The sequence below is a fragment of the Pseudoduganella flava genome (assembly GCF_007830495.1).
GTDB classification, from domain to species: domain Bacteria; phylum Pseudomonadota; class Gammaproteobacteria; order Burkholderiales; family Burkholderiaceae_D; genus Rugamonas; species Rugamonas flava.
Genome location: NZ_VLKW01000005.1, coordinates 25,852 through 43,647 on the forward strand (window position 1 = coordinate 25,852; position 17,796 = coordinate 43,647).

Consider the following 17,796-nt stretch of genomic DNA (forward strand, 5'->3'; position numbering starts at 1 on the left):
GGAGCAAGCATGGCGATGGATTTGTTGGTAGCGGCGCGGCGCCTGGGGGTGCTGGTGTACGCCGAGGGCGGTGCGCTGAAGGCGCGCGCGATGGGCCAGGCGATGACGCCGGCGCTGAAGGACGACATCAAGGCGGGCAAGGAGCGCCTGCTGGCCACGCTGGCGGACATCCAGCCGGCCTGGGTCGACAGCGCGGCATTGCAGGCGCAGGAAAAATTCTGGTGCGACGTGCTGGCCGATGCGCCGCCGGCGCACGCGCTGCCTACTGTCGGCACGCGCGGTGCGCCGTTCCAGCCGGGCGATATGGCCGCCGCGCCGCTGCTGGACGCCGCCGGCGCCGCCGCGCTGCGCAAGCTGGCCGCCGGGCAGGGCTGCGATGCGCTGCACCTGCTGCAGGCCGCATTCGCCACGCTGCTGTGCCGCTGGAGCGGCATGGACGAGATCGTGCTCGGCAGCCGCTTGCCGGCGCGCCTGCAACCGGCGGGCCAGGCTCGCGCCGGCGTGTTCGATCCCGTCGTGCCGCTGCGCCTCGCACCCGGCAGTGCCGCATCGCTGCCCCTGCTGGCGCGCCAGGCGCAGGCTGCCGCCACGGCGGCGCACGCGATGGCCGACCTGCCGCTGCTGTTGATGGCCGACCTGTTGAAAGTCGACCGCGACAGCCTGCATCCGCCGCTGTTGCAGGTCCTGCTGCTCGAGCGCGGCGGTGAAGCGGCCAGCGCGTTCGAGGCGGGTCTGCCGGCCCGCTACGACCTGGCCGCGCTGCTGCACACGGGGGACGACGGCGCGCTGGCACTTGCCTGGTGCTTCGATGCGGCCGTGTTCGACGCTGCGCTGCCGGCGGCATTGACGCGCGGGCTGGCCCGCCTGCTGCAAGCCGTGCTGGCGGCGCCGGAATTGGCGCCAGGGCAGCTGGACATCGTGCCGGCCGAGGACCTGGCGGTGATCGACCGGGCGAATGCGACCTCCCGGCCATTCGACGAGACGGTGTGCATGCAGCACCTGTTCGTCGCGCAAGCCACCGCGGCGCCCGCCGCGACGGCGCTGGTGCATGGCGACGTGCGCGTCAGCTACGGCGAACTGCATGCGCAGGCCCGCGCCGTGGCAGCCGCGTTGCGCGAGCGCGGCATCGGCCCGGGTGCCACGGTGGCCGTCTGCGCGGCGCGCGAGCCGGCGCTGTTCGCGGCCGTGCTGGGCACGCTGCTGGCGGGTGCCGCCTACGTGCCGATCGACCCGGCCAATCCGCGCGAGCGGATCGCCTACATGGTGGCCGACAGCGGCGCCCGCGTGCTGCTGACGACGCAGGCGCTGGCGCCGTCGCTGGAGGGCATTGACGCAGTGTTGCTGTGCGCCGATGCGCTGGTGCCGCAGGCCGCGGACGACGTGGCGGTGGCGGGCACGCCGTCCGACACGGCGTACGTGATCTACACGTCCGGCTCGACCGGCAAGCCGAAGGGCGTGGCGGTGCCGCATCGGGGCATCATCAGCCTGGCCACGTTCCAGGTCCGCGAATTCGGCCTGGAGCGCGACAGCCGCGTGCTGCAATTCGCGTCGATCGGCTTCGACGCCTCCGTGTGGGAGTGGATGATGGCGCTGTTGAACGGCGCCACGCTGTACCTGTGCCCGGACGCGCTGCGCACGGCGCCCGACGCGCTTGCCGACTACCTTGTCGAACACGGCATCACGCATGCGTTCCTGGCGCCGGCGCTGCTGGCGCACATGGACCCGGAGCGGCCGTATGCGCTGCGCATGCTGATGGTCGGCGGCGAGCGCTGTCCGGACGCGTTGCCGCGCCGCTGGGCCGGCCGCGTGCCGCTGTACAACGGCTATGGGCCGACGGAGGCGACGATGTGCGCCAGTTGGGCGCGGCTGGCGCCTGACGAACCGGTGACGATCGGTGCGCCGTGCGACAACGTGCGGCTGTATGTCGTCGACAGCGACCTGCGGCCAATGCCGGTGGGCGCCGCCGGCGAGCTCTTGATCGGCGGTGTCGGACTGGCGCACGGTTACCTGGGCGCTCCCGACTTGACCGCCCAGGCGTTCGTGAACGTCGCACTGATGGCTGGCCAGCCGGAACGGCTGTACCGCAGCGGCGACCTGGTGCGCCGCCGCCCGGATGGACGGCTCGACTACCTGGGCCGGCTGGGCAACCAGCTGCAGCTGCGCGGCTACCGCATCGAGCCGGGCGAGATCGAAAGCGTGCTGGCCGGCGCGGAGCAGGTGGCCCAGGCAGTCGTGCTGCTGCGCACTGGGGCACGTGGCGCCAGCCTGGCCGCGTTCGTGACGGCGCCCGCGCTGGCCGATGCGGCGCAGCGCGGCGCGCTGGCGCAGGCGCTGCTGGAGCGCGCGGCGCAGCTGCTGCCCGCCTACATGGTGCCGGCCAGCCTGCTCGTGCTGCCGGCGTTTCCGCTGACCCGCAACGGCAAGATCGATCACGCGGCGCTGCTTGCGTTGGGCGCGGACACGGAGGACGCGCCGCGCACGCCGGCCGAACAGGCGCTCGCCGCGATCTGGTGCGAGCTGCTGCAGCGGGAAACGGTGGGCGTGCGCGAGAACTTCTTTGCGGCCGGCGGCGATTCGATCCTCAGCATCCAAGCCGTGGCGCGGGCCAACCAGGCCGGTTTCGCCGTCACGGCGCGCCAGTTCGTCGAGCTGGGCACGATCGAGGCGATCGCAGCGCAGGCCGGCCCCGCGGCGACGCCGCGGCACAGCGCCGCCAGCGGCACGCTGCCGCCGCTGCCGATCCAGCGCCGCTTCCTGGACGAGGCCATGCCGTCGCCGCACCATTTCAACCAGGGCGTGCTGCTGCATCCGCCGGCCGGCCTGGCGCCGGAGCAGCTGCCCGCGCTGGCGGCCGCGCTGGTGCGCCGGCACGATGCGCTGCGCCTCGTGTTCCCCGGCGGCGGCGTGGCCGTCCACGTGGCGCCGGAGGCCATCGATACCGCCGCGCTGGTGGCGTACGAGACGATGACCGGCGCCGGCACGTTCGAGGACTTCGTTGCGACGGCCGCGGAACGCCACCAGCGCGCATTCGACCTGGCACGCGGCCCGCTGCTGCGGATGGTCTGGCTGGCGGGGCACGATACCGCGCGCCTGCTGCTGCTGGCGCACCACCTCGTCGTCGACGGCGTGTCGTGGCGCATCCTGCTGCAGGACCTGCAGCTGGCCGTGCGCCAGTTGCGCGCGGGGGAGCCTGTCGCGCTGCCGGACGTGCCGGCCTCTTACCAGCAATGGGCATTGGCGCTGGCCGCCGACGCCGCCGGCCCGGTGGCGCAGACCGAACTGCCGTTCTGGCGCGCCCAGGCCCAAGACGCCGTGCCGGCGCTCGTGCCCGACCGTGTGCCGGCCACCGCGCCGCTGCGCGCCAGCACCCGCGCGACCGGCTTCACGCTGCCGCGGGAGGCCACCCGCCAGCTGCTGCAGCAATGCCAGCGCCCGTACCGCACAGGCATCAATGAATTGCTGCTGGCGGCACTGCGCCTCGCCGTGCGGTCCCTGACGGGTGCGGACTCGCTGCACGTGGCACTGGAAGGGCACGGCCGCGACGGCCTGGCCGATGCGCCGGATCTTGGCCGCACCGTCGGCTGGTTCACGGCGCTGTACCCGCTGCGGCTGGAGGGGGCGGCCGGGCAGGGCGACGACGTCGGCGCGGTCATCCGCGCCACCAAGGAACAATACCGGCAAGTGCCGCGCGGCGGGCTGGGTTACGGCGTGCTGCGCTACCTGGCGCGCGATGCGGCGCTGGCCGCGGCGCCGGCACCGCAGATCCTGTTCAACTACCTGGGCCAGTTCGACGCGGCGCTGGAAGGCGACGGCATCGGCTTTGCCGCCGAGCCGATCGGCACGCCGGCCGCGCCGGAGCAGCCGCGCGACGCGGCGCTGGGCATCAATGGCGTCGTCAGCGGCGGCTGCCTGCGCTTCACGATCGACTACAGCGCCGACGAATTCGATGCCGCCACGGTGGAGCGGTTCGCCGCCGCGTATGAAACGGCGCTGGGCGACGTGATCGCCCACTGCCTGGCGGCGCCGGCCATGCCGACCCCGTCCGACTTCCCACTGGCGCGCATCGGCCAGCCGGCGTTGGACGCGCTGGCGCAGCGCTACCGGATCGAGCGGCTGTATCCGGCCACGGCGATGCAGCGGGGATTGCTGTTCCATACGCTGGTGGACGGCGGCGCGTACACGAGTCAGATCCAGCTGGAGCTCGCAGGGCCGCTGCAACCGGCGGTGCTGCGCCAGGCGTGGGAAGCCGTGTGTGCGCGCCACGACGTGTTCCGCACCGCGATCGTCGACGTCGGCGACGAGGCTTGCCAGCTCGTCGTCGATGCGGTGCGGCTGCCGTGGGAGGAATGCGATCTGCGCGGCCTGCCCGCTACCGAACAGGAGGCGGCGGGTACGCGCGCGCGCCTCGCGCAGCGCGCCGAGCCGTTCGACCTGACGGCGCCGCCGCTGATGCGGATGCTGTTGCTGCGCCTGGGCGACGAACGTTATCGGCTGGTGTGGACGCACCATCACGTGCTGCTCGACGGCTGGTCGCTGCCGCTCGTGTATGCGGACGTGATGGCGTTGTACGGCGCGCTGGCGCAGGGACAGGCGCCGCGCCTGCCGGCGGTGCGGCCTTACCAGGACTACGTGGCGTGGCTGCGCGAGCAGGACGTGAGCGGTGCACGCGCGTACTGGCGCGGCCGCCTGGCCGGCATCGAGGCGCCGACGCCGCTGTCGATCGACCGGCTGCCGGCGGCGGCCGAAGGCAGCCACCGCTACCGGGAATTCGCGCTGTCGCCGGAAGCGACGGCCAGCCTGCAGCAGCTGGCGCGCCGCACGCACACGACGCTGTACACGGTGCTGCAATACGCGTGGGGGTGGCTGCTGCACCACTACAGCGGCGAAGCCACCGTGGTGTTCGGCGCGATCCTGGCCGGCCGGCCGCCGCAACTGGCCGGCGTCGAACGGATGGTGGGGCTGTTCCTGAACACGCTGCCCGTCACGTTCACGGCCGAACCGGGCGTGGGCATCGCCGCCGCGCTGGGCAAGCTGCACCAGGCCTTCCAGCAGTCCGCCGAATTCGGCTATTTGCCGCTGGCGGAGATCCGGCGCCAGAGCGCGCTGGAGGCGGGCGCGCCGCTGTTCGACAGCGTGATGGTGCTGGAGAACTACCCGATCGATCCGGCCGCCGCGGCGGACGGCGCCGCCGGCCTGCGCCTGTGCGGCGCCGAGGGTTACGAGGAAACCAACTACAAGCTGACGATCAATGCGACATTGTCGGACCGCTTGGGCATCCGCTGCAGCTACCGCAGCGACGTGGTGGCCGACGGCGCCGTCGTCCGGCTGCTGGCGCACCTGGAAGCGATCCTGGTGCAGCTGCCGCTGCACGACGATCCGGCCCGCATCGCATGGCTGTCGGCCGCCGAGCAGCAGGCGATCGCACGCTGGGCCACGCCGGCGCCCGCGCCGGCCACCGGCTGCATCCATCACCGCTTCGAGGAACAGGTGGCGCGCACGCCGGATGCCGTTGCGCTGGTGTGCGACGGCGCCACGCTGACGTATGGCGAGCTCGATGCGCGCGCCAACCGGCTGGCGCATGCGCTGCGCGCGCACGGCGCGGCAGCCGAAACCCGCGTCGGCCTGTTCTTCGAGCGGGGCCTGGACATGGTCGTCGCGATCCTCGGCACGTTGAAGGCTGGCGCGGCCTACGTGCCGCTCGACCCGGCGCTGCCGCCGGCCCGGCTGGACTACCTGCTGCGCGACAGCGATGCCGCGCTGCTGCTGGCCGAACCGGCCCTGCTGCCCACGCTGGCCGACCGGCCGTCCCGCGTACTCGCCCTGGACGACGCGCTGCTGGCGCCATACCCCGCCACGCCGTGCGGCGCGGTGGTCGACACGGCCAACGCGGCGTACGTGATCTACACGTCAGGCTCCACCGGCCAGCCGAAGGGCGCCGTCGTCGAGCACCGCCAGGTCGACCGGCTGATGCGCGTGACGCAAGCCGATTTCGCGTTCGGGCCGGCCGACGTGTGGACGCTGTTCCACTCGTACGCGTTCGACTTCTCCGTGTGGGAGATGTGGGGCGCGCTGTGCCATGGCGGCCGCCTCGTGGTCGTGCCGAAGCTGGTGGCGCGCACGCCGGAACGCTTCCACGCGCTGGTGGTGGAGGAAGGCGTGACGGTGCTGAACCAGACGCCGGCCGCGTTCGAGCATTTCCGCGAGGAGGATGCGCGCCGGCGCACGCCGCTCGCGCTGCGCTACGTGATCTTCGGCGGCGCCGCGCTGGAATTCGCCGCGCTGCGGCCGTGGTTCGCACTGCACCCGGAAACGCCGCGGATGATCAATATGTACGGCATCACGGAAACCACGGTGCACGTGACGGTGCGCGAGGTGACCCGCGCCGATGCGCTGCGCGGCGGGGGCAGCCTGATCGGCCGGCCGCTGGCCGACCTGGGCACGCTGGTGCTGGACGCGGCAGGCCGCCCCGTTCCCGTCGGCGTGGCCGGCGAGCTGTATGTGACGGGCGCTGGCGTCTGCCGCGGTTACCTGCATCGGCCCGAGCTGACGGCGCAGCGCTTCCTCGTCGACCCGGCCGGCGCACGCCGCTACCGTACCGGCGACCTGGTGCGCCGGCATGAGGATGGCGACCTGGAATACCTGGGCCGCATCGACAACCAGGTCAAGATCCGCGGCTTCCGCATCGAGCTGGGCGAGATCGAGGCGCAGCTGATGCGCCAGGACGCCGTGCGCCAGGCCCTGGTGCTGGCCGACGGCGATGGTGCGGCGCGCCGCCTGGTGGCGTATGTGGTGCTGGACCAGTCTGCCGGCGCCGGCATCGACGACGTGCGTGCGGCGTTGGCCGCGGCGCTGCCGGACTACATGGTGCCCGCCGTGATCGTGCCGCTGGCGGCGATGCCGCTGAACGTCAACGGCAAGATCGACCGGGCGGCGCTGCCGGCGCCGGACGCCGGCGCGGCCGCGGGCGGCGGGCGGGCCCCGGCCACGCCGACCGAGCAGCGTATCGCCGCGATCTGGCAGGAAGCTTTGGCACTGGGCCGCGTCGGCGCGGACGGCAATTTCTTTGCCGTGGGCGGCGATTCGATCCGTGCGATTCCGCTGGTGGCGCGGCTGCAGCGCGCCGGCTTCGGCCTGACGGTCAAGGACTTGTTCGAAGCCCCCACCGTGGCGGCGCTGGCGCGGCGCGCCGATGCGTGCGCGCCGGCGCTGCCGGCCGTCGAGCTGGCGCCGTTCGCGCTGGTGGATGCGGCCGTGCTGGCCAAACACGGTTTTGCACCGGCCGATGAGCGGCTGGCCGATGCGTATCCGATGACGGCGCTGCAGCAGGGCATGGTGTTCCACAACCTGCTGGCCGTGTCGACGTACCACGACGTGATGAGCTTCCACGTGCGCGCCGGCTGGGACGAGGCGCGCTTCGCGGCGGCCCTGGCGCGGATGGTGGCGCGGCACCCGATCCTGCGCACCGTCTTCAGCCTGGCCGGCGGCACGCCGCTGCAACTGGTGCTGGCGCACCATGTGCCGGTACTGCACGTGACCGACCTGGCGGCGCTGCCCGCCGCGCAGGCGGCGGACGCGGTGGCCGAATTGATCGAGCGGGAACGCAACACGCCGTTCGAACCCGGCGTGCCGCCATGGCAGGTCCACGTGCAGTTGCGCGGGCCGGGGGAATTCCAGTACACGCTGAGCTTCCACCACGCGCTGATGGACGGCTGGAGCGTGGCGAGCCTGAACACGGAGCTGTTCAACGCCTACCTGGGCAACGCGCCGGCCGACGCGCCGCCGCTGCCGTACGCACACTACGTGCAGCTGGAGCAGCAGGCGCTGGCCGATCCGGCCGTGCGTGCCTACTGGTGCGCGCACCTCGCCGGCGCCGTGCTGCCATGGTGGGCCGGCAAGCCGAAACGCAGCACGTTGCGCGCCGCGCAGCGGCTGGACGAGGCGTTGTCCGGCCGCCTCAGCGCGCTGGCCCGGCGGCTGGACGTGCAGGAGCGCAGCGTGCTGCTCGCCCTGCACGCGGCGTTGATGGCATTGCTGGACGGCGGCAGCGACGTGCTGACCTCCGTCGTCAGCAACGGCCGCCCGGAACGCGAGGGCGGCGAGGCCACGCTGGGCCTGTTCCTCAATTCGCTGCCGTTCCGCGTCGCGCTGGACGACATGGACTGGGAGCAGCTGGTGCGCCGCATCGAGGCCGAGGTGACGGCATCGTACGGCGCGCGCCGGCTGCCGCTGGTCGAGATCCAGGCCGACAGCGGGCTCGATTTCTCCGGTTCGCTGTTCAACTACGTGAACTTTCACGTCTACCAGGGGCTCGACAGCGCGCTGGGCGTCGTCGGTGCCCAGGGCGCGGACGAGAAGAACTACACGATCAGCCTGTCGTTCTCGAAAGTCCCGGACGATGGCGCGGTGCGCTTCGACGTGGCGATCGACGTCGATGCCGCCGTGTTCGATGCCGACTTCCTGGCCCGCATCGGCGGCTACGTGCCGGCGCTGGCAGCGGCAATGACGGCCGACGGTGCCCAGCCGGTCGCGCATGCGCTCGTGCTGGGCGCTGCCGAACAGGCCGAACTGGCGCGCCGCGCGGCGTGCGTGGCGGCGCCTTACCCGGAGGTGCCCGTACACGAGGCGTTTGCAAGCCAGGCGCGCCGCACGCCCGACGCGCCGGCCGTGCGCTGTGGCGACACGATGCTGACCTATGCGGCGCTGGAAGCGCGCGCCAACCACCTGGCCGCGGCCCTGGCGGCACGCGGCGCGGGAAGCCGGATCGGCCTGTGCATGCACAACTCGGTCCACCTGCTGGCCGGCATGCTGGCGATCCTGAAGTGCGGCGCGGCCTACGTGCCACTCGACCCGGTGCATCCGCCGGAGCGGCTGGCGCGGATCGCCGCCGCCGCGGGCCTTGGCACCGTGCTGACGCAGCAGCACCTGAGCGCAAACCTGGCCCCGCATCTCGCCAGTGTGCCGGCCGACGTGCTGGTGGCCGACGGCGGTGCCGACGACTGGCTCGCAGCCGGCAGCACCGTGCCGGCTGCGGTCGCGCCCGAGGATGCCGCCTATGTGATCTACACATCCGGCTCGACCGGGCAGCCGAAGGGTGTCGTCGTCAGCCACCGGGCGCTGGCGATGTACCTCGGCCATGCGCTGTCCAGCTATCACGGCGGGCATTTGACCGGATCGCTGGTGGCGACGTCGTATGCGTTCGACCTGACCAAGCCGGCGCTGTTCCTGCCGTTGCTGACGGGCGGCTGTGTCGAGCTGCTGGACCCGGCCGATACGCTGGGCGCACTGGCGCACCGCATCGCCGACCCGGCCGCAGGGGCCCGTCTCGTGCGCGCCACGCCGATGCACGTGCAGGCGATGCTGGACCTGCTGCCAGCCGAAGGTGTCGTCGCGGCCCGGCATGCCTTCGTCATCGGCGGCGACCGGTTCACGCCGGAGCTGGCGCGCCGGCTGCAGCGGCGCTTCCCGCAGGCGGACATCTACAACCACTACGGACCGTCCGAGTCCGTGGTCGGCTGTGCGATGTACCACGTGACGCCGCACATCGACACGCTCGGCGACACCGTGCCGATCGGCCAGGCGATGAACAACCGCGCGCTGTACGTGCTGGACGACCGCCTGCGGCCTTGCCCGCTGGGCGTGCCGGGCACGCTGTACGTGGCCGGCGCCGGGCTGGCGGACGGCTACCTGGGCCAGCCGGAGCTGACGGCGCAAGCCTTCGTCGCCAACCCGCATGGCACGGGCGCGCTGGCGCGCATGTACCGCACCGGCGACCGCGTGCGGTACGACAGTGCCGGGAATCTGCTGTTCCTCGGCCGCGCCGACGACCAGGTGAAGCTGCGCGGCTACCGCGTGGAACCGGGCGAGATCGAGGCGGCGCTGCGCCAACTGGCGTGGGTGCGCGACGCCGTCGTGGCGGTGCACGGCACAGGCGCGGACGTGATGCTGGCGGCCTACCTGGTCGTCGACCCGGCCGGCGCGCCGGCGGCGGACGACGACGCGGCGGTGGTAGGCGCGGCACTGCGGCGCCGCCTGCCCGAATACATGGTGCCGGCCGCGTTCGTGCGGCTGGCCGCGCTGCCGCTGTCGGCCAACGGCAAGATCGACCGGCGCGCGTTGCCGGCACCGGCACGGGCCGCGCGGGCCGCCGCGCAGCCGCTGGAAGGGGAGATCGAGCTGCGGCTGGGCGACATCTGGCGCGACCTGCTCGGCGTGCCGGCGGTGGGCGCGACGGACAGCTTCTTCGAGCTGGGCGGCCATTCGCTGAAGGCGACGCGGATGGTCAGCGCCATCGCGGCGCAGTTCGGCGTCACGCTGCCGCTGACAACGGTGTTCGGCACGCCGCAGCTGCGCGCGCTCGCCGCGCACATCGAGGCGCAGCGCGTCATCGAGCAGAACCGCGCGGCACTGGCCGGGCTGGACGACACGAACGACATGGATTGGTGACTTATGGGCGTGCAAGCATTGGTACGTGAATTGAACGAGCAGGGCGTCTACCCGTTCCTGCACGAAGGGCGGCTGAAGACGCGCTCGCGCGCCGGCGGCAGCGTGGCGCCGGCCCTGGCCGACAAGATCCGCGCGCACAAGGATGCGCTGATCGCGTTCCTCGGCGGCGATGCCGGCACGGCGGCGCCGCCGATCGTGCCGGCAGCCGGCGCGGGCACGCCGGCACCGCTGTCGTACGCGCAGCGGCGGCTGTGGTTTATCGAGCAATTGCAGGGCGGCGGCGGCCAGTACAACATGCCGACGGCGCTGGAGCTGACAGGCCGCGTGGACCTGGACGCCATCGAATGGGCGCTGGACGCGATCGTGCAGCGCCATGCGGTACTGCGCACCACCTACGCGGCCGGCGACGGGGAACCGTACCAACAAGTGCGCACGGCCACGCTGCGGCTGGGCCGCACCGACCTGCGCGGCGTGCCCGAGCCAGGCCGCGAGGAGGCGTTGCAATGCGCCTGCGCCGCCGAAGCCGCGCAGCCGTTCGACCTGGCGGCGGACCTGATGCTGCGCGCCCATGTGTTCACGGTGGCCGAGGACCGGCACGTGCTCGTCGTCACGCTGCACCACATCGCCTGCGACGGCTGGTCGAAAGGCGTGCTGACGCGCGAATTCGCCGCGCTGTACGGCGCGCGCATGGCGGGGACGCCGGCCGCACTGGCGCCGCTGCCGGTGCAGTACGCCGATTATGCGCGCTGGCAGGCCACGCCGGCCGTCACGCAACGGATGACGGGCCAGCTGGCGTATTGGGAAGAACGGCTGGCCGGCGCGCCGCCGCTGCATGGCCTGCGGCTGGATCGCCCGCGCCCGCCGCAGCAGCAGATTGCCGCCGGCGCGCATTTGCAGCAGCTGGACGGCGCGCTGCTGGCCCGGCTGAAACGCGTGGGGCTGGACCACGATGCCACGCTGTTCATGGTGCTGCACGCGGCGTTCGCCGTGCTGCTGGCGCGCCATGGCCAGGAGCGCTCCGTGGTCATCGGTTCGCCCGTCGCCGGGCGCCAGCGGCACGAGCTGGAACCGCTGATCGGCTTTTTCGTCAACATGCTCGTATTGCGCACGGACGTCGAGCCGGGCCAATCGTTCACGGCATTGCTGGCGCGCACCCGCGCCGACGCGCTGGCCGCGTACGCGAACCAGGACGTGCCGTTCGAAATGCTGGTCGAGCGCCTGCAGCCGGAGCGCAACCTGAGCCATGCGCCGCTGTTCCAGATCCTGTTCGCGCTGCAGAACAACGACTACGGCGGCCTGGAGCTGCCGGGCGCCGGCGTGCGCGCCTTCGGCACCGGCCAGGACACGGGCCGCTTCGACCTGGAGCTGCTGGCCGGTGAACGCGATGGCGGCCTGACGTTGAACTGGGTGTATGCCAGCGCACTGTTCGATGCCGCCACGATCGCCGCGCTGGCCGACAGCTTCGCCGTGCTGCTTGCGGCGCTCTGCGCCGATCCCGCCTGCCCGGTGGGCGACCTGGCGCTGCTGACGGCCGACGATCGCGCGCGGCTGGCGCGCTGGCAGGCCGGCGCCACCGTTGCGGAACGCGCCGTGCCGATCCACCAGCTGTTCGAGCGGCACGCCGCCCGGTCCGGCGGCGCCGTCGCCCTGGTGCACGGCGATACGCGGCTCACGTTCGCGCAGTTGAATGCCCAGGCCAACCGGCTGGCCGCCGCGCTGATCGGCCGCGGCGTGGGGCGCGACCAGCTCGTCGGCATCAGCCTGCCGCGGGGCCCGGCGATGGTGGCGGCCGTGCTGGCCGTGCTGAAGGCGGGTGCCGCCTATGTGGCGTTCGACCCCGACTATCCGCCGGCGCGGCTGGAGCGGATGCTGGACGACAGCGCCGTGCCGCTCGTGCTGACGGATGCCGGCGCGGCCTGGCGCACGCCGCACGAACGGGGCCTGGCGCTGGACGTGGGCGCGCTGCCCGCCGGCCTGCCGGACACGGATCCGGGCCTGCCCATCGACCCGGAACAGCTGGCGTATGCGATCTACACGTCCGGCTCGACCGGCAAGCCGAAAGGCATCGTGCTGCCGCACCGGGTGCTGGCCAACCTGCTGCACGACCAGTACCGGCGCCACCCGGTACTGGCGCAGCCGCTGCCGGCGCTGCAGTACGCCACGCTGAACTTCGACATGTCGATCTACGAGATCATGACGGCGCTGTGCAACGGCGGCACGCTGGTGCTGCCGCCGGACGACGCGCGCACGTCGCTGGCGCGGCTGGGCGAGCTGCTGCGCGCCGAGCGCGTCGGCCGGGCCTACCTGCCGACGGCGCTGCTGCCGGAATTCTGCCGGCACGCCGTGCAGCAGGGGCTAGCGTTGCCGGACCTGCGCATGATCCAGGTGGCCGGCGAAGCGCTGACGATCAATGCCGACGTGCGCGCGTTCTTCCGCGCCACGCCGCACTGCACGTTGCTGAACCTGTACGGCCCGTCCGAGACGCACGTCGTCACGGACGTGGCGCTGGCGGGCGACCCCGATCTCTGGCCCGTGGTGCCGCCGATCGGCTGGCCGGTCGACCATTGCACGCTGCGGCTGTTGGACGAGCGGGGCAATGCGGTGCCGCGCGGCGTGGCCGGCGAGTTGTTCATCGGCGGCGCGTGCCTGGCGCGCGGCTACCTGAACGAGCCCGATATGACTGCGGCGAAATTCGTCGTGCTGGACGGGCAGCGCCTGTACCGCAGCGGCGACCTGGTGCGCCACCGCCCGGACGGCGCATTGGAATACCTGGGCCGCATCGGCAGGCAGATCAAGCTGCACGGGTTCCGCATCGAGCTTGACGAGATCGAGCATTGCCTGCTGGCCGACCGGCGCGTCGCCGATGCCGTCGTGCTGGCGACGGGCGAGGGGGCCGAGCGCACGCTGGTCGCCTACCTGGTGCTGTGCGACGGCGCCGCTGCCGCCGCGCTGGACGACATCGGCGCCGGCCTGGCCGCGGCGGTGCCGGAATACATGGTGCCGCCCGTGTTCGAGGTGCTGGAACGCTTCCCGCTGAATGCCAACGGCAAGGTCGACGTGGCGCGGCTGCCGGCACCACGACGCGCTGCGAGCGCCCCTTACGAGGCGCCGGCGGCGGGGCTGGAACGGCAGGTCGCGCGGCTGTGGGCCGAGTTGCTGAAGAAGCGTGTCGACGAGATCGGCGCGCATGCCCGCTTCTTCGAGCTGGGCGGCCATTCGCTGCTGGCGATGCGGCTCATCAATCGCATCGAGCAGGAGTGCGGCATCCGCGCCGGCGTGCGCACGGTGTTCGCCCGGCCCACGCTGCGCGCGCTGTGCACGGAGCTGGCCGCGTTGCCGCGCGCCGCGGCACGGGCAATGGCCGGCGGCGCGGGCCCGGGGCCCCATCCGCTGTCCCATGCCCAGCAGCGGCTGTGGTACATCGACCAGCTGGAAGGCGGCAGCGCGCAATACCACCTGCCCGTCGCGCTGTGCCTGAGGGGCACGCTCGACGTGGCGGCGTTGCGGGTGGCGTTCGACACGATCGTGGCGCGCCACGACGTGCTGCGCACCGTGTACGCGAACGACGACGGCCAGCCGGTGCAGCGCGTGCTGCCCGTGCGGGCGATGCCGTTCGCGGTGGTTGACGCCACGTGGGCATCCGGCCCGGACGATCCGGCGCTGGTCGAAAGGCTGCGTACCGCGGCCGCCGCGCCGTTCGACCTGGCGCGCGACGGCGTGCTGCGCGCCCAGCTGTTCGCGCTTGCACCCGATACGCACGTGCTGCTGGTCACGCTGCACCACATCGCCGGCGACGGCTGGTCGCTGGGCGTGCTGACGCGCGAGCTGGCAGCGCTGTATGCGGGGACGCCATTGCCCGCTTTGCCGTTGCAGTACGCCGATTTCGCGACGTGGCAGCGGGACCCCGAGCAACGGGCCCAGCTCGACCGCCAGCTGGCCTACTGGCGCGACCAGCTGGCCGGGCTGCCGCCCGTGCACGGCCTGCCGCTGGACCGGCCGCGCCCAACTCGCGCCGATTACGCCGGCGCGCTGCACACCCAGCGGCTGGACGCCGCACTGACGGCGCGCATCCGCGCGCTGGCCGACGCCGGCGGCGCCACGCTGTTCATGGCGCTGCAGGCCGCGTTCGCGGTCGTGCTGATGCGCTGGAGCCATGCCGCGGAATTCGCGCTCGGTACGCCCGTCGCGGGGCGCGGCCATGCGGGCCTGGACCAGTCGATCGGCCTGTTCGTCAACACGCTGGTGCTGCGCCATGCGCTGGCCGACAACGCCACGTTCCGCCAGCAGGTCGACGCGACGCGGCAGCTGGCCCTGGACGCGTTCGCGCACCAGGACGTGCCGTTCGAACTGCTGGTCGAGACGCTGAAACCCGCCCGCAGCCTGGCGCACGCACCGTTGTTCCAGGTGTCGTTCGCGCTGCAGAACAACGAGGCCGTCGCGCTGGAGCTGCCCGGCGTGGACGTCGCCGGCGTGCCGCTGGGCGCGGCGCAGGCGAAGTTCGACCTGAGCCTGTCCGTGCGCGAAAGCGGCGACGAACTGGTGCTGCACTGGACCTATGCGACCAGCCTGTTCGACGGCGCCACGGTGGCGCGGCTGGCCGACAGTCTGCAAGTATTCCTGGGCGCGGCGCTGGATGCGCCCGACCGCCCGTTGTTGGCACTGCCGCTGGCACCCGCCGCCGATCTCGCCGCGCTGCGCGCATGGAACGACACGCGCGACACCAGCATCGCGCTGCGCTGCGTGCACGAAACGATCGCGGAGACGGCGCGCCGCGTGCCGGACGCGCCGGCCGTGCGCGATGCGGCGGGCGATGTGAGCTATCAAGCGTTGGACGCCGCGGCGGACGCGATCGCACGGCGGCTCGCCGCGCATGGCGTGGGACCGGGCGACCGCGTCGCGTTGTGCATCGAGCCGTCCGCCGAACTGCTGGCGGCGCTGCTGGGCGTGCTGCGCCGCGGCGCCGCCTACCTGCCGCTGGAACTGCGCAACGGGCCGGCGCGGATGGACGCGATCCTGGCCGATGCCGGCGCGGCCGCCGTGCTGCTGGGCGCCGGCTTGGCCGACGCGCTACCCGATGTCGCGGCGTGCCCGCACATCGCCGTCGACGGTTGCCTGGGATCCGGGTGGGATGCGGGCTGGGACGACAGCGCCGCCGTGCCGCAGCCGGACGTGGGTCTCGCGGCCAGTGCCTACGTCGTCTACACGTCCGGCACCACCGGCGTGCCGAAGGGCGTCGACGTGCACCATGGCGGCCTGGCCGATTACTGCGCGTATGCGGGGCGGCGCTATTACGGCCCGCACCTGGCGGGTTCCCTGGTCGTCACGTCGCACGGCTTCGACATCACGGTGCCGGCGCTGCTGCTGCCGCTGCTGCATGGCGGCTGCGTGACGCTGCTGCCGCGGGGCGACGTGCTGCCGCGCGCCGCCGCCGTGTTGGCCGCGCCAGACTGCCCGGACTATCTGCTGCGGATGACGCCGATGCACGTGCAGGGCTTGCTGGCGTTGCTGGGCGACGGCGCGCCTTCGCCGGCGCGCCACGCGTTCGTCATCGGCGGCGAGCGCTTCCCGGCGGCGCTGGCGCGGCAGTTGCGGCAGCGCTTCCCGGCCAGCGCGATCTACAACCATTACGGGCCCAGCGAAACGGTGGTCGGCTGCTGCATGCAGCTGATCGGCGAGCAGGAGCTGGACGGCGCGACGGAACTGCCGATCGGCACGCCGCTGCCGAATACCTGCCTGTACGTGCTGAACGAGGCGATGCGGCCGACGCCCCGCGGCGCGCCCGGCGAGTTGTACATCGGCGGCGCCGGCGTCAGCAACGGCTACCTGAACCGGCCGGACCTGACGGCGCGCCAGTTCGTGGCCAATCCATTCGGCCCCGACTGGGCGCCGCGGCTGTATCGCAGCGGCGACCTGGTACGCATGGACCGCGCCGGCCGCCTGGTGCATCTGGGCCGGATCGACGAGCAGATCAAGCTGCGCGGCTTTCGCATCGAACCGGCCGAGATCGAGGCGCACATCGCCCGCGTGGCCGGGGTGCGCAAGGCGGTCGTCGTGGCGGCCGGCGAGAGCGAGCGGCGGCACCTGGCGGCCTACCTGGAAACGGACCATGCGACGGGCGCGGATGCGGAAGCGCTGGTGGGCCGGGTACGCGCCGCGTTGCACGGCGCGCTGCCGGACTACCTGGTGCCGGCCGCCTACCTGTGCGTCGAGCGCCTGCCGCTGTCGGCCAACGGCAAGCTGGATCGGCGCGCGCTGCCGCCCATCGTGGCACCGGCCGCGCCACCGGCCGCGCCGCCCGCCACGCCGACCGAGCATGCGCTGCGGGACGTGTGGGCCGACCTGCTGGGCATCGACGCCGAGACGATCGACACGACGGCGGGCTTCTTCAGCCTGGGCGGCCATTCGCTGCTGGCCGTGATGCTGGTCGAGGCGGTGCGGCGGCGCTTTGGCGTGCGCCTGCCGCTGGGCAGCCTGTACACGGCGCCGGACGTGCGCGCGCAGGCAGCGCTGATCGATGCGGGCGGCGGCGGGGAACAGCCGGCCGTCACGTTGCAGGCAGGTAGCGGCGCGCCGCTGTTCCTGATCCACCCGGTCGGCGGCGACTTGCTGTGCTACCGCGCCCTGGTGCGCGAGCTGGCCTACGACGGCCCCGTGTACGGCATCGAACACGCGGGCTTTTCCGGCACCGGTGCGATCGCCGTACATACCGTCGACCAGCTGGCCGACGCGTATTGCGCGCGCCTGCGGCAAGTCCAGCCGGACGGCCCGTACCGCCTGGCTGGCTGGTCGCTGGGCGGCGTCATCGCGCTGGCCGTCGCGCACCGGCTGGAACGGGAAGGCGCCACGGTGGCGTACCTGGGCCTGGTGGATTCGGTGCTGGAACATGCGCCCGAACCCTGGGGTGCGCTGCAGGCCAGGGTGGCGGATGTGATGGACCTGGAGGAATGGCGCGCGCTGTTCGACGCCGATCCGGGTCTCGCCGCCGGATTCGACCGCGCCTACGGGCTCGACGTGCTGGCGGCCGGTGGCCCCGTGCGCGAGCGCCTGCGCTCGATCACGCTGGCCGGGCTCGTGGCCGGCCGGCTGTGCCGTTCTGTCCAACCGGTGCGCGCGCTGCACTACTACGGCGCCGCCGCCACCGCCCGGCACACGGGCGCCGATGCCGCCACGCGCCTGCTGGCACTCGGGCGCGACGTGGCCGATGCGTGCTGGTTCGACACCGACCATTTCAGCCTGGTCCAGGCGCCGTGGGTGGCGCAACTGGCGGGCGCCATGCGTACCCACCTGTCCCACCTGGCTCCCTTGCAACAACAACGCGGCATCCCGGCCCTGGCCGGCGCCGCTCGTCCATGA

Annotated in this window: 2 protein-coding genes; both read left to right on the forward strand. The window is 72.8% G+C overall.

Annotation, left to right across the window (positions count from 1 at the left end; translation table 11 throughout):
- Positions 1–9 precede the first annotated feature (9 nt).
- The gene (locus tag IP92_RS14215; protein ID WP_145875985.1) at positions 10–10,443 is read left to right on the forward strand and encodes a non-ribosomal peptide synthetase; all 10,434 of its coding nucleotides are present in this window, start codon (positions 10–12) and stop codon (positions 10,441–10,443) included.
- Positions 10,444–10,452: 9 nt separating this feature from the next.
- Positions 10,453–17,796: a non-ribosomal peptide synthetase gene (locus tag IP92_RS14220; protein WP_158206634.1), complete on the forward strand. Its 7,344-nt coding sequence runs from the start codon at positions 10,453–10,455 to the stop codon at positions 17,794–17,796.

Coding starts and splice junctions, on each gene's coding strand:
- IP92_RS14215 (WP_145875985.1), top strand. CDS start 10: ATGGCGATGGATTTGTTGGTAGCGGCGCGGCGCCTGGGGGTGCTGGTG.